Annotated in this window: 16 protein-coding genes; 6 read left to right on the top strand and 10 right to left on the bottom strand. The window is 65.7% G+C overall.

Translation table 11 applies throughout. The features are described 5' to 3' along the window. Positions 1–102 precede the first annotated feature (102 nt). Positions 103–861: an SDR family oxidoreductase gene (locus tag ACN0WF_RS02350; RefSeq protein WP_417771214.1), complete on the bottom strand. Its 759-nt coding sequence runs from the start codon at positions 859–861 to the stop codon at positions 103–105. A 177-nt stretch (positions 862–1038) separates the two neighbouring features. Then, positions 1039–2061 (bottom strand): calcium/sodium antiporter, encoded by a 1023-nt coding sequence (locus ACN0WF_RS02345; protein WP_417771156.1) that lies wholly within the window; start codon positions 2059–2061, stop codon positions 1039–1041. Positions 2062–2479: 418 nt separating this feature from the next. Here ACN0WF_RS02345 and ACN0WF_RS02340 point away from each other — a divergent pair, with 418 nt between their 5' ends. After that, positions 2480–3157 (top strand): outer membrane protein, encoded by a 678-nt coding sequence (locus tag ACN0WF_RS02340; protein WP_417771155.1) that lies wholly within the window; start codon positions 2480–2482, stop codon positions 3155–3157. A 126-nt stretch (positions 3158–3283) separates the two neighbouring features. Continuing rightward, positions 3284–4105, top strand: a complete 822-nt coding sequence (locus ACN0WF_RS02335) for a phosphate/phosphite/phosphonate ABC transporter substrate-binding protein (protein ID WP_417771154.1) — start codon at positions 3284–3286, stop codon at positions 4103–4105. Positions 4106–4117: 12 nt separating this feature from the next. On the opposite strand, the gene ACN0WF_RS02330 is transcribed toward ACN0WF_RS02335, so the two are convergent. Beyond that, complete coding sequence (locus ACN0WF_RS02330; RefSeq protein WP_417771153.1) at positions 4118–4732, bottom strand: glutathione S-transferase family protein; 615 nt, start codon at positions 4730–4732, stop codon at positions 4118–4120. 276 nt (positions 4733–5008) lie between these two features. Here ACN0WF_RS02330 and ACN0WF_RS02325 point away from each other — a divergent pair, with 276 nt between their 5' ends. Beyond that, positions 5009–5263 carry a hypothetical protein gene (locus tag ACN0WF_RS02325; protein ID WP_417771152.1) on the top strand — a complete coding sequence of 85 codons (255 nt, stop codon included), beginning with the start codon at positions 5009–5011 and terminating at the stop codon, positions 5261–5263. Between the two features lie 23 nt (positions 5264–5286). On the opposite strand, the gene ACN0WF_RS02320 is transcribed toward ACN0WF_RS02325, so the two are convergent. The 6 genes from ACN0WF_RS02320 to ACN0WF_RS02295 all read right to left on the bottom strand — a co-directional run bounded on the left by ACN0WF_RS02320 (position 5287) and on the right by ACN0WF_RS02295 (position 9282). Continuing rightward, a complete protein-coding gene (locus ACN0WF_RS02320) occupies positions 5287–6336 on the bottom strand; it encodes a DUF1176 domain-containing protein (RefSeq protein ID WP_417771151.1) in 1050 nt (349 codons plus the stop codon). Further along, complete coding sequence (locus tag ACN0WF_RS02315) at positions 6317–6964, bottom strand: ribonuclease T2 family protein (RefSeq protein ID WP_417771150.1); 648 nt, start codon at positions 6962–6964, stop codon at positions 6317–6319. Before ACN0WF_RS02315 ends, ACN0WF_RS02320 begins: the two co-directional genes overlap by 20 nt. Positions 6965–7002: 38 nt before the next feature. Further along, complete coding sequence (locus ACN0WF_RS02310; protein WP_417771149.1) at positions 7003–7455, bottom strand: cytoplasmic protein; 453 nt, start codon at positions 7453–7455, stop codon at positions 7003–7005. An 85-nt stretch (positions 7456–7540) separates the two neighbouring features. Then, positions 7541–8395: a 23S rRNA (adenine(2030)-N(6))-methyltransferase RlmJ gene (locus ACN0WF_RS02305; protein ID WP_417771148.1), complete on the bottom strand. Its 855-nt coding sequence runs from the start codon at positions 8393–8395 to the stop codon at positions 7541–7543. Next, a complete protein-coding gene (locus ACN0WF_RS02300; protein WP_417771147.1) occupies positions 8392–8910 on the bottom strand; it encodes a GNAT family N-acetyltransferase in 519 nt (172 codons plus the stop codon). The genes ACN0WF_RS02305 and ACN0WF_RS02300 overlap by 4 nt, the downstream gene beginning before the upstream one ends. A 195-nt stretch (positions 8911–9105) precedes the next feature. After that, positions 9106–9282: a cold-shock protein gene (locus tag ACN0WF_RS02295; protein WP_417771146.1), complete on the bottom strand. Its 177-nt coding sequence runs from the start codon at positions 9280–9282 to the stop codon at positions 9106–9108. Between ACN0WF_RS02295 and ACN0WF_RS02290 the strand changes: the two genes are divergently transcribed. The 3 genes from ACN0WF_RS02290 to ACN0WF_RS02280 all read left to right on the top strand — a co-directional run bounded on the left by ACN0WF_RS02290 (position 9247) and on the right by ACN0WF_RS02280 (position 11524). Then, positions 9247–10212 (top strand): hypothetical protein, encoded by a 966-nt coding sequence (locus ACN0WF_RS02290; RefSeq protein WP_417771145.1) that lies wholly within the window; start codon positions 9247–9249, stop codon positions 10210–10212. The two genes, ACN0WF_RS02295 and ACN0WF_RS02290, sit on opposite strands and share 36 nt — an antisense overlap. A 360-nt stretch (positions 10213–10572) precedes the next feature. Continuing rightward, entirely contained in the window at positions 10573–11232 is a 660-nt protein-coding gene (locus ACN0WF_RS02285) for an MBL fold metallo-hydrolase (protein WP_417771144.1), read from the top strand. Between the two features lie 28 nt (positions 11233–11260). After that, the gene (locus tag ACN0WF_RS02280; RefSeq protein WP_417771143.1) at positions 11261–11524 is read left to right on the top strand and encodes a hypothetical protein; all 264 of its coding nucleotides are present in this window, start codon (positions 11261–11263) and stop codon (positions 11522–11524) included. Between the two features lie 54 nt (positions 11525–11578). Here the strand turns inward: ACN0WF_RS02280 and ACN0WF_RS02275 are convergent, their stop codons facing one another. Continuing rightward, positions 11579–12571 (bottom strand): DUF1402 family protein, encoded by a 993-nt coding sequence (locus ACN0WF_RS02275; protein WP_417771142.1) that lies wholly within the window; start codon positions 12569–12571, stop codon positions 11579–11581. Positions 12572–12716 lie beyond the last annotated feature (145 nt).

The following is a 12716-nucleotide window of genomic DNA, read 5'->3' as shown; positions in this document are numbered from 1 at the left end:
CTTGCGTGTCCGACGCCTCGGCTGTCGGAGTTGCAGTGTCAGGTGTTTCCGGCGCGGTCCGCTTGTCGTCGCGTTCGCCGTCGCCGTCCGTTTGTTCGTGGTTCATTCCATCATGCCTACGACGTCAGGCGTCTCCCAGGCAAGGTGCTGTCCGCCATCGAGCGCGATCATCTGCCCGGTGATCGAGGGGGTTTCCCACAGGAAGCGGATCGTGCGGCCGAACTCCTCCAGCTCCGCCTTGCGCTGCAGCGGCACGGCCGCCACCTGCATGGCGAAATCTTCTGGCTTCTGGCGCGTGTTGGCGAGCGTCGGCCCCGGTCCGATGGCGTTGACGCGGATGTGCGGGGCAAGGCCCTGCGCCATGGTTTGAGTCGCGCTCCACAGGGCGGCCTTGGAGAGCGTGTAGGAGAAGAACTGCGGCGTCAGCTTCCACACCCGCTGGTCGATGATGTTGACGACGAGGCCGCTCTCTCCCGGCGGCAGGGCTCTGGCCATCTGCTGGGTCATGAAGATCGGCGCGCGGGTGTGGATCGCCATGTGACGCTCGTAGAGATCGCCCGTCAGCGTGCCGATCTCGTCCGGTTCGAAGATCGAGGCGCTGTTGATCAGCAGGCGCACCGGGCCGAGTGCCCGGTTGGCTCGGTCGACAAGATCGGGTGCGACGTCGGGATCGGTGAGGTCACCGGAGACGGTCTCGGCCCGCCCGCCGGCATCGCGGATCTCCGCGGCGAAGGCTGCGGCCTCGTCTTGCGAGGTGTTGGCGTGAATCGCGAGGGCGAAGCCGTTGGCGGCGAGGTCTGCGGCGATGGCGCGGCCGATGCGCCGTGCAGCGCCCGTGACGAGCGCCACGGGCTGCCGCATCTCGCTGCTTGCCTGGTCGCGGGCGTTCGAGCCGGTTGTCGGTTCGGCAGTCGCAAGGCTGCGCATCTGGGATCCTCAATGGCTGGGGGCGGGCAGTCGTCCGTCCGGCTGCCCGCTGCGTCGGGAGTTCCTACGCGGAGTTCCCGGCGGCGGATCGGTGCTGGCGCTTGCGCCTGCTCAGACCACCTTGCCCAACTGGAACACGGCCAGGATATACAACCCATAGAGTGTGCACAAAACGACGCCTGCGGGCCAGCGTATCGTGGCGCGAAAATAGGCGAGCGCAAGCACGAGCACGGCTGCTGCCAGCATCACCCAGACGTCGAGCTTCAGAACCTCGGCGGGAATGTCGACCGGCACGACCATGGCGGTGATGCCCATGATGGCGACGAGGTTGAAGACGTTGGAGCCGATGACGTTTCCAAGCGCGACGGCAGCATGGCCGCGCAGGGCTGCCATCAGCGATGTCATCAGTTCGGGAAGAGAGGTTCCAAGCGCGACCACCGTAAGGCCGATGACCGCTTCGGAGACACCCCAGTTTCGGGCGAGCGCCGATGCGCCTTCGATGGTGAAATGCGCGCCAAGCGGCAGGCCGACAAGGCCGACCACGATGAAGACGATTGCAAGAGCCGAACTCTCCGGAACGCCCTCAACCTCCTCGAAGGGAGGCTCGCCGCTTGCGCAGGCGTCATCCGCAGGAGCCGGCCCGCAGGCCTCGGCGACAGGCTGCCCGTGGCCGCTGGCGGCACGATGCTTGCGGGTCGCGCGTACGGATTCCCATAGGAACACGGCAAGCAGCAGCAGCAGGATGGCCCCGTCGACGCGCGATATCGGCGTGTGAAAGCACATGGCGACGAAGACCGCGCTGACGACCACCATGAAGATCGAGTTGCGCACCGCGCCGTCCTCGCAGCAGCGCGTGGCGGCGAAGATCGCGGGAAGCCCGAGCACGGCAAGGACATTGGCGATATTGGATCCGACAACATTGCCGATGGCTATGCCTGGCTGGCCGCTCAGCGCGGCATCGAGCGAGATCACCATTTCAGGAGCGCTGGTTCCGAAGGCAACGATCGTCAGGCCGATCACGAGGGCCGGAATGCCGAGCTTTTCGGCTATGCCAACCGCACCCCGCACAAGAACGTCGCCCGCAACAATAAGGACGACGAGGCCGCCAATGAGGCTGACATAGTCGATGATCATGAACTCTGAGGACCCGGGCGTAAGGATGGCTTGCGGAAACTGGCGAGCAGCGCGTGACACGCGGAACAGCAAGCTCGAGGCGCGCGACATTCTCGCGCCCTTCACCGTCTTCCGTCATCCCGCTCCACCGTCTTTGAGCACGCCTTCCGACGCGCTCCGACCCTATATATGTATTCGCGGGCCGATGAAAACCCGTCATGGCGGGTTGCGTGCGGGAGGGAACCGCCGCCAAGGGCGGATCCGCCCGGTGCCGGTATGGTAACCATTTGCTTACCCTGTCACGAAAAAATCAATCTTTGCCCGCAGATCTCCTCAATTCATGACGGGCGCTGCCACATTCGGATCCCATATAGGAGGCTCGGGGGGCACGCGGCTTCTGGCCGTTCGCACGAACCACCTTTGTAATTGGAGTATCCGCATGAAACGTCTAGCAGCTGCAGGCATGACAGCCGTCGTCTCATTCGCCGCGGCCGCGACGGCACACGCGGCCGACCTTCCGCAGCCGGCCGAGCCCCAGTCCTACACCTACGACGACCCGGTGCCGGCCGCGCGTTTCGACTGGACCGGCTTCTACTTCGGTGGGCAGATCGGCGGCAATCGTTCCGACTTCGAGACGAGCGCCACGACGACCGGCCGTTTCAAGAACGTCGACAACGGCTTCACCGGCGGTGTGCATGCCGGCTACAACTACATGATGACGCCGGAGTTCCTGCTGGGCGCCGAGGCCGACTTCAATCTGTCGGCCATCGACAAGACCCGCACGGTTGCGGGCGTCAATTACAAGACGTCGAGCGACTGGAACGGCACCGTGCGTGCCCGTGCAGGCTGGGCGTTTGATCGCTTCCTCGTGTTCGGTACCGCTGGCCTTGCCATCGCCGACATCGATGTTGCGGCGAATGGCGTCAAGGATAGCACGACCAAGGTCGGCTGGGCCGCGGGTGCCGGTGTCGAGGGTGCCGTTACCCAGAACGTCACGGCCCGCCTTGAATACCAGCACCAGGGCTTCGGCAGCGAGACCTTCGCGCTCGGCGGTCAGGCCTACAAGACGGATCTGTCCAACAATCAGGTCCGTTTCGGCATGAGCTACAAGTTCTGATCAACGAATTCGATCGGGAAAATGCCAAGAGGGAGCCGTTGGGCTCCCTCTTTTTTTGTGCGGTTGAGGTGTCGTTGCCTCCGCCCTAGGCTTGCCGCCTCGAAGTGGGCGGTGAAGAGGGGCGAGATGAGCGACGCGGGAAACGGTGCTGGAGCGGGGCCAGCCGCGCTTGCCATGTATGATTGGCCGGAAATCCGCACTGAAACGGATGCCTTGTGGGCGGCGCTTGCGCGCGCGCTGCGCGACGAGGGGCTCGACCCGCCGAAAGTGCTGGAGCGACAGCGCGAGCTGTTCTCGCTCTGGAGCGATCCCGACCTTCTCCTGGCTCAGACCTGTGGCCTGCCCTACGTGCGCCATCTTGCCGGGCGGGTGACGCTTGTCGGTGCCCCCGCCTACCGGCTGGACGGCTGCGCGCCGGGCCAGTACCGCAGTGCGCTCGTCGTGCGGGAAGATGACCTGTCGGAGGGGATCGCCGCGTTTCGCGGCCGAAGGGTCGCCTTCAACCACCCGGGCTCTCAGTCGGGGGAGGGCGCGCTGCGGCATCTGGTTGCGCCGTTGAGCGAGGAGGGGCGGTTCTTCTCGCAGGCGCTGGAGGCGGGTTCCCACCGCGATGCCTTGCGTGCGGTTGCCGATGGGGCGGCCGACATCGCCTGCCTCGATGCGGTGAGCTGGGAGCTGGCGAAGCGGCACGAGCCGGCCGCAGCCAGCGTGAGGGTGCTTGCCTATACGCCGCCGACGCCCGGCCTGCCGCTCATTTCGGCCGTCGGGCGCGCGGCGGATCTGCCCAGGATCAGGCGCGGGGTCGCACAGGGCATCGCAGCGCTCGACCCGGGGATCCGCGAGGCTCTGCTCCTGGCTGGCTTCGTCGCGTTCGAGCCACGGGACTATGAGGTCATCCGCGAGCGCGACCGGAAGGCAGCCGCGCTCGGGTATGGCTGCCTGGCCTGATCGCGGCCGGCTTCAGCCGGCGAAGCGTGTCGTGCCGTAGGACGGAACGGCCGCCTCGAAGGCGTCGAGCCAGGCAACGAGCGTCGGGTGCTGATTGCGCCAGGAGCCCTCGAAGCGCAGGTCGAGATAGCCGAGCGTACAGGCCAGGGCAATCTGGCCGATATCGGGCGTTGTGCCCTCGTTCACCGTTGCCGGCGGCGTCTTTTCCAGTTCCCCGAGCCCGCGGGAGACCTTCTCCGCCTGATAGGCCAGCCAGTCCGGATGCCGGCGTTCCTCGGGGCGGAAGCGCACCTCATAGACCTGAAGCAGCGCCGCATCGGCGATGCCATCGGCGAGCGCCTGCAGGCGGAGCACCGGGAAACGGGCGTCGCCTGCTGGAATGATACGTCCGCCGCCCGCCAGGTGGTCGAGATACTCCACCACGACCCGGCTGTCATAGAGCGCGGTGCCGTCCTCGAGCAGGAGGGCTGGTATCTTGCCGAGGGGGTTCTGCGTGCGGATGGAGTCGCCCGGATCGGTCGTGTCGGTGGCCTCGACATGCAGCAGGGCGGCAAGGTCGAGGACGGCGGCGGCGATCTTGGCCTTGCGGCCGAACGGGGAGGCGGGAGACGAGCGAAGAACGAGCACGGATGGATCCCTGTTTCATGGGGCGGGAGCAGTCGATTCGATGCTCCCGGGCCCGGGCGTGAAACGAATACGGGTCGGGCGGTTTTTGCCGGAACCCGACACCGGCTGGTTAACGCGAGATTGTATTGAATGCCTGTCGCTTGAAAAGAAGCAATATCTTCAGTGCTTTATTGTCGAAAATTGCGCTCGAAGGGGTAACGGAGCGTTAACAGGCGGTTTCTAGCTTGCTGAAAAGTGCCGGTCGCAGGTCGGTGCGACGAGCAGCAGGACCGCCGGATGCGCTTCTCCCTTGCCTCTCCATTTGTCGCTGTGCGGCGCGTGCTTTTGCTGATGGGGCTGGTCTATCTGGCGTCCCTTCCGCTGCTTGCGCCGCTGCGTCCCGAGGTAATCGACGCACCGCTGTCCCGCTATCATGCGGCCGTGAATTCCATCTTCACGGACAATTGGGGCAGTTTCGACCAGGTTCCCGACGCCCTGCGTCGGATGCCGGAGGTCGTGCGCCAGCGGTTTGAGGCGATGCTGAAGAGGTAATCCCTCGCACCTTTCCGCAGCCCTCAGCCTGGCGGGTGGATGCGTTGCCAGCGCGCCGGGCGCGCCGCATCCTTGCAGGTGTCGGGTCCCCACAGGCTCGCGAGGCGGAAGGCATAGTCCTGCCATTTCCAGGTCGCGCGATATCCGCAATGGCGGTCGGAGGGGCCGACGTGCTCCGCCGTCAGTTCTCCCGTGTCCGCGTTGAAGCGCGGGCGGGGCAGAAGATCGGTTCCGACCCAGCCGAACCGGGGGTCGTGAACGGCGAAGACGAGTGTCTCGACGCCGCCGATCTCACCTGAATCCCGCAGATAGAGCCGGTATGTCTCGCCTCCGGAGGTACCTGATGTGCAGGGGAGCGCGTAGAAAGTCGCGACATCGGAGAGCACGCCGATGACGACAGGGGCATCCGCCAGCCCCGGGCTTTCGGATGCCTCGCAGTCGGAGGTGCGGGCATGGCGTTCCAGCACGGCATAAGGGACGCCGAGGGCGCGCACCGCTTCTTCCCGGCTGAGGCGCGGCAACCGGCGCGCGGGCGGTATCGGCGCGAATGCTCCGGCGTCTCCCGTGTCGCTGGCAAGCTCGTCCATCGCAGCTCTCGATCCGCTCAGAGAAAACAGGGCCTCATGAGCGCCGCCGAGTGCATCGAGAAAGGAAATCCGAAGGCCTTGGCCCTGGCGCAGGGCCTCGACAAGCGTGCGTCCGGCGCGCGGCGCGGTCACATGAAGCCGTTCTATCCTGTCTGCGGGTGCGAACTCGTCGGGCCGAAGCACATGGACGGGCCGGTCGTCGATCTCCCATTGCATGGCGCGCCGGTCGTCGGGACGTGGAGACGACGTCTCGAAGGCAAGCGCGATGCCGCCTAGCGTCCGTTCCAGGCGCAGGCGGTAGACGGGGGCGCCTGTCGCCGCATCAACGCCCGTTGCCTCGGCGAAGCAGGGAGCCTGCGCGGCGCAGGAAACCCGCCAGCCGCCGGTGTCATCGCGGGCCTGCGCCGTTGGCGCGCAGACGAGCAGCAGCGTCAGCCAGAGGCCGCGCAGCGGAAAGACGGGTGTTTCAGCGCGGCGCGGGAACATTGATCTGCCTTTGCCTGCAGCCGCGTCTGTCCACCGCGCGGCAGGACCTGAAGTCGAGATCCCTGGTCAGGCAGATGCGCACCTCGGAGAGCCTTCCGGCCTCGCATGTGACGGCCATCGCCGAATCGCGCAGGCCCGGATTGGCGAGACGAAATGCTGTTTCGACCGCAGCCGGGGCGACGCGTCCGCCGTCGCGCGTCGTGGCGAAAGCAGCGGGGATCCTTATCTTCTCGAATGCCTGACGGGTGAGAGCGAAATAGTCGTCGGGCTCGAGCCCCGAGCAACTGCCGTGCTTGCGCCACTCGTGGCGGATCAGCCCCCGGCTCGGCATGATGTCGAGCATGCGCTCCACCGTGCCGCGGCCCGGCTCACGGTATCGCGTCCGGCAGGATGAGGGATATCCGCGCTCGTTCTGCGGCCAGAGGCCGTGAACGACGAAGCGGAACGGCTTTGCCACCTTGCACTGGGTCGGATCGGCCTTGCGCCCGGCGCGGGCGCAATAGCTCGGCGACCATGAGAGCGAGAGCACATAATAGTCGAACTCTCCGCTTTCGGCCGCATGCGCCGACTGCGGTCCCGCCGTTGCAAGACCGAAGAACACGAGCAGGGCGACAAGACAGAGATCCACAGCGCGGCAACGATATGCCGCGCTGGCAATGCGATGCCTCACGGACGGACAGTGCGGCAACGTGCGTCGTAGACCCGCCAGGGATCGACGCCGGCAACGCAGGCCTCAGCCTTCCACCCCAGGCCGACAAAACCGGCGTGTTCCATGATCGCGTAGTAGACGCGGCGCTCGCGCCCGTCGCTCATCGCGGCGCGGGCCTCGCAGAAACGCCGTGCATAGGGGCTTGGCCGGTTGACCGAAAAGCCTGTCTCTACGATGCGTTCCATGGCGCGGATCGTCAGGCCGCGACCGTATTCGACGTCGGCACGGGCAACGCGACCGGCAACCGCGTTCTGAACCGCCACATCCTCGCAGGCGGGAACGCGGGGATCCCCGTTCCAGGATAAATAGGGGCGTTCTTCGGCCTTTGCTCCACTGAATGCCGAAGCGGCAATCAGAATTGCGCCGGCGCACAGGGGGGCAAGGGCTCGCAGCGAAGCGAAAGCGGGCATGTCGGTCTCCTCGGGAGGCTGCTTCGAATGCACGATGCGGCAGTGCGTCTTGGCGGTCAAGCTGGCGGGAGGGGCTCCACGCGGATCATTTCTCGCCCGTGAGCTGGAGAACGCGCCAGTCCGCGCCTCGGCCCTGCGCGAGCGTCGTCGTCAGCCAGGGCAGAACGGTGTCGAGTTCGCCTTTCAACGTCCAGGGTGGATTGATCATGATCAGGCCGCTTCCCATCATCGGACCGTCGGCACGCGCCTGCCCGGCGAAATGCTCTGCGACCATGATCCGTTCGATGCCCGAAACGCTCATCGCGTCGTAGAAGCGCTTCACGGTCTTCTTGTCCTTGATCGGATACCAAGCGATGAAGCAGCCTGTGCCCCAGCGCCGCCACCCCTTGTAGAGGCCGGTCGCCAGCTTCTCGAACTCGTTGGTTTCCTCAAAGGCCGGGTCGATCAGCACGATGCCGCGCTTTTCCTTCGGCGGCACGAAGCCGCGCAAGGCGTTCCAGCCGTCAAGCTCGATCGCCTTGACGTGAACGTCGCCGGCGAAAAGCTCGGCCAGCTTCTGGAAATCGTCGGGATGCAGCTCGGTGACCGTCAGGCGGTCCTGCTCGCGCATCAGCTTGCGGGCAAGCAGCGGCGATCCCGGGTAGACGGAGAGCTTTTTCGCGTTCTCCTCCATGCCGCGCACGACGTCGAGCCAGGGTGCCAGGATCTCGGCGACCTTCTTCGGCATGTCGGCTTCGAGCACTCGGCCGACGCCCTGGCGCCATTCGCCGGTGCGCTGCGCATCGCCTTTTGTCAGGTCATAGCGGCCCAGGCCGGCATGTGTGTCGATAATCCGGAACCCGCCGGGTTTCGACTGCAGGTAGGTGATGACGCGGGCGAAGACCATGTGCTTGAGCACATCGCCGATGTTGCCGGCGTGAAAGGCGTGGCGGTAGTTCACTGTCCGGCCTCCTTGAGTATGGCCGCCACGGGGCGGGCTAGAAAAACAACCGCCTTGTCGCCATGGTCGGCGGCGCCGATCTCGGAAAAACCGAGGCGGGAATGAAAACGCAGCGAACCCGGGTTGGCCGGGCGGGTGTTGACTTCGCAGGCAAGCGGCAGCGCAGCGTTGCGCGGATCCGCCACCGCGCGCTCAAGAACGGCCTCGTAGAGCTTCTGGCCATAGGACTTGCCCCGCGCGGACGGCGCCAGCGCGATGCGGTCGACATAGAGGAACTCGCCGACCTCGCGCTTCAGCCAGGCGAAGTTACGGCTGTCGTAGGTCGCGGTATGGTCGAGACAGATCAGCACGCCGACCGGGATCTCGTCCTCGACCGCGACGAGGGTCATGACACTGGCATCCGCCAGCGCATGCAATTCGGCCGCGCCTATGCTGTTGACCGCCGGAAGGCTGGCCTCGTTGACAGCGAGAACGGCATCCGTGTCGGCGCGGGAGAAGGGTCTGATATCCACCATGGGTACGGTCCGGTGCGATCTGGGAATGCGGGGCCGGCGTCCGCAGACGAAGCCAGCTCCGGGATAGGGCGTCGACGGCGGTCCTGTAAAGGTCTCGCCACTGCTTTCGGGGGAAGGGGAGGAGGGGACAGAAAAGAAATGCGGCGGCCCGCGAAAGGCCGCCGCATTCCGGAACCCGGACAGGGAGGGCAGGCCTCAGGCCTGCTCGCCGCCGTCTTCCTCGATCTGCAGTTCAACGGCCTTGGGACCCTTGCCATGTCGATCCGGCTCGGTTTCGAAGGAAACGCGCTGGTCGCTCATGAGGGTTGTCAGGCCGGATCGTTCCACGGCGGAGATGTGAACGAAGACGTCCGCATCGCCATTGTCCGGCATGATGAAGCCGAATCCCTTGTCCGCCTTGAAGAACTTCACGACGCCAGTCTGACGCGGGCCGCGCTCGACAGGCGGACGTCTCGGTGCGCCGCGCTCGCCACCGCCGAAACGGTCGCCGCCGCCACTGCGATCACCACCGCCGAAACGGTCACCGCCGCCGCTGCGATCACCACCGCCGAAACGGTCGCCACCGCCGCTGCGATCACCACCGCCGAAACGGTCGCCACCGCCGGCGCGATCACCGCCGCCGAAGCGGCCGCCACCGCCAGCGCGATCACCACCGCCGAAGCGGCCGCCGCCACCGGCGCGATCACCACCGCCGAAGCGACCACCGCCGCCACTGCGATCACCGCCGCCGAAACGGCTGCCGCCGCCGCCGAAACGATCACCGCCGCCGCCGAAGCGGTCGCCACCGCCGCTGGCGCGTTCACCGCCGCCGCCACCAAAGCGGTCGCCACCGCCAAAACGATCACCGGCAGGGAAACCGCCGGTCTCTTCGCCCGGGGCACCCCAGCTCGTCTCGCTGAAGCTGTCCCGCCGCCCGCCGCGCTCGGGCTTGTTGCGCTTGTCGTGGTCGTTACCACCGCCGAATTCTTCCGGATCGCCGCCAAAGTCCTTCGAACCACCGCGCCGTCTGCCTTGCCGACGGTTGTCCGAACGCCAGTCATCCATGTTAAATTCACCCTGTATGAACCCGCTGCTCCGCCGGGCTCGCTGGTCAATGTGTTGGCGACGTCCGGTATGATCGCAATCTTGCCCGGCCACGCCCTGTTCACGCCGCGTCTGTCTGGGGATGTCGCACCCGTCGCTCGGGCCGTGACCAAGGGGTCCAGGCCCAAAGGCTTCCGGGACAAAGGAGCGGGAGTGCTGGGGGTTCAGGCATCAGGCGATCCGCAATGGGCGTTGCCCCCTGTATCACCAGCCGCTTGACGCCAGGCACGAGAGAACTTCTTTCCCGTCCCCGCATGTTCGGCACCAAGAACGCCGAACATCCTAACCGTCACATCCCAGACCTTGTCCGCCGCCACATCCTTGCCAATCGCGCACGCATCATACGTGTGGAGACGTGGTTCGGGCAAGGAAAACCCTGCGAAACGCCATAGCTTGCAGGTTCTCCAGAGTGAATCCCCGCCCATTCCTGCCGTAAATTGCGGAAATTGACAGGGCATGGAGCCCTCGCTTGCGTGATGGTTGTCAAGCGGCGGGGGGCGGGTTACCTGAATGGATACCGAAGGCTGCGGCCACCCGTCCGCTCAGCAGCTCCCTCCAGCGCCGAAAGAGCTTCGCACCATGTCCGAAACCGATCAGGCAGAACCGCCCGTACAGATTGTCGTCATTCCCGTGACGGCCTTTCAGCAGAACTGCTCGGTGATCTTCGATCCGAAGACGAAGCTTGGCGCGGTTGTCGATCCCGGCGGTGACGTCGAGCGGATCCTGGAAGTCCTGGCGGAGCATGGCGTCAAGGTCGAGAAGATTGTCCTCACCCATGGCCATATCGACCACGTCGGTGGTGCGGCGGAACTCGCGGAGCGGCTTTCCGTGCCGGTCGAGGGGCCGCACAGGGCCGACGAGACGTTGATCGCCCGGGTCGAGGAACAGGCGCGTCAGTTCGGGGTCGACGGCGTGCGCGTGGTGACGCCCGACCGCTGGCTGGAAGAGGGTGACGAGATGTCGATTGCCGGTCGCAGTTTCCAGGTGCTTCACTGTCCCGGACACGCACCCGGTCATGTGGTCTTCTTCGAGCCGGAGCTGAGGTTCGCGATTTCGGGCGATGTGCTTTTCGCCGGCTCCGTCGGACGCACGGATCTTCCCGGTGGAAACCACGAGACGCTGATCGCCTCCATCCGCGACAAGCTTCTTCCGCTTGGCGACGACGTCAGCTTCCTGCCGGGCCATGGCCCGGCCTCCACGATCGGTCACGAGAGAAAGACGAACCCGTTTCTTCGCTGAGGCGGCGCGCTTCGGAAGGGCCAACGACATGATCAAGCAGCTTGCCATTTTCGCCCTCATTGCCGCCGCTCTGGCCGCCTCGCAGGCGGCGCGGGCTGGGGACTTCACCGACCGCCAGATGCTGATCGACCGGCTGAATCGCGACGAGGCCCGCGGCGGGCCTTATATTCGCGGCGGCCGGTCGGCGTTCCAGGCCCGGGTGAAGGTCTGCAACGTCATGCCGACGCCGGTGCGCGACCCCAAGACGGGCAAGCTGGTCAAGGTGATGAAGGAAGTCTGCTGGATGGAATGACGCCGGCCGCGAGCGGAACTCGGCGGCCTTCGCGGTCCGGGCAGGCCACGTCCGTTAGAGCAGGCCCTGAAGCACCTCGATCTTGTCGTTGACCAGCCAGCCGTAATAATTTTCCTCTGGCCAGCGGGCGCCGCCGGCAGCCCGCCGCCGGCGGAACGCGGCGGCGCGATCCCATGAATCTCCGAGGTTGTAGAGGGTCGCAGTCAGGCCCGGATTTCCCGAGATGTCGACATTGGCGACGCTCTTGTAGGCGTCGATGGCGTCGCGCAGGACAGCGGCCATGTAGTGGAGAGACTTGCCCGGATCCATCGTCGCCCGGTAGATCTCCTGCTCGTTGCGCACGGAGAGCTTGGGATAGCCGCTGGTACGGTTGACCCGGTCGCTCATCATCAGCGCGGTCAGCGGCGAGAGCTGGCCGAGCCCGAAGCTCTGGCCGGCGAAGAGCGGTTGGAAGAAGGCTTCGTTGAAGTTCTTGCCGGGATAGCGGACACCATCGACCAGCTTGCCCTGGAACCTGGCTCTCCAGATCCGCTGGTAGCAGGACCACAGGCGGTTGCTTTCCTGCGAGCCGGCATTGCAGCGCTTGAACTCCGGGCGCTGGACGAAGTCGGCGACATGGACCCCGCCCAGTGAAAATTCCATGCGGATGCCGGCGTAGCTCAGCGCCTTGACATAGTAGGACTGGGCGCTGTCGAGACTGTCGTAGTTATAGGTGTGCTCGCCGACAATCGCGCCCAGCATGTGGATCGGATCGATTCCGTAGGCGCTTGCCGCTTTCTTGATGTCCCGGATCAGCCGGGTGTCGCGACGAAGTACACTGACGATCCTGTCAAACTTGGCGTCATAGGCGGACCGGCTTGCGGCCGTCCGCCGCGCCGAGGCGAACGGAATGCGTGGTTGCGATGCGTTGCGGTTGCCGGCGGGAACCTTTGTCGCGGCCTGTGCTGCCTCGATACCCAGGACGGGGGCAAGCGGGCCTCCTGCAAACGGCAGGGACAGGGCGAGGGCGATCGCGCCCAGGCGCAACAGGGAAGCGGTCTGTTTCACGGGCCAACTCGAGGTGACAAGGCGGTTCATGGGGCGGCCGGCAGGCCTGACGATCAGATGACGCCCTGCATATACGTTTCGGGCCGTAACGGAAAGGCGCATGCCGAAGGCGACCGCACGCGACCGGCGGCGCAGGTGAATTGTC

Origin of the sequence: Stappia sp. (genome assembly GCF_048268045.1) — a bacterium.
GTDB lineage: Bacteria > Pseudomonadota > Alphaproteobacteria > Rhizobiales > Stappiaceae > Stappia.
This window is presented reverse-complemented; position numbering and strand designations above follow the sequence as displayed.

Bases quoted from the DNA above. Each gene is read 5' to 3' on its own strand.
- ACN0WF_RS02350 (WP_417771214.1), bottom strand. From the start codon at position 861: ATGCGGCAGCCCGTGGCGCTCGTCACGGGCGCTGCACGGCGCATCGGC.
- ACN0WF_RS02345 (WP_417771156.1), bottom strand. From the start codon at position 2,061: ATGATCATCGACTATGTCAGCCTCATTGGCGGCCTCGTCGTCCTTATT.
- ACN0WF_RS02340 (WP_417771155.1), top strand. From the start codon at position 2,480: ATGAAACGTCTAGCAGCTGCAGGCATGACAGCCGTCGTCTCATTCGCC.
- ACN0WF_RS02335 (WP_417771154.1), top strand. From the start codon at position 3,284: ATGAGCGACGCGGGAAACGGTGCTGGAGCGGGGCCAGCCGCGCTTGCC.
- ACN0WF_RS02325 (WP_417771152.1), top strand. From the start codon at position 5,009: ATGCGCTTCTCCCTTGCCTCTCCATTTGTCGCTGTGCGGCGCGTGCTT.
- ACN0WF_RS02320 (WP_417771151.1), bottom strand. From the start codon at position 6,336: ATGTTCCCGCGCCGCGCTGAAACACCCGTCTTTCCGCTGCGCGGCCTC.
- ACN0WF_RS02310 (WP_417771149.1), bottom strand. From the start codon at position 7,455: ATGCCCGCTTTCGCTTCGCTGCGAGCCCTTGCCCCCCTGTGCGCCGGC.
- ACN0WF_RS02300 (WP_417771147.1), bottom strand. From the start codon at position 8,910: ATGGTGGATATCAGACCCTTCTCCCGCGCCGACACGGATGCCGTTCTC.
- ACN0WF_RS02295 (WP_417771146.1), bottom strand. From the start codon at position 9,282: ATGCCGGACAATGGCGATGCGGACGTCTTCGTTCACATCTCCGCCGTG.
- ACN0WF_RS02285 (WP_417771144.1), top strand. From the start codon at position 10,573: ATGTCCGAAACCGATCAGGCAGAACCGCCCGTACAGATTGTCGTCATT.
- ACN0WF_RS02280 (WP_417771143.1), top strand. From the start codon at position 11,261: ATGATCAAGCAGCTTGCCATTTTCGCCCTCATTGCCGCCGCTCTGGCC.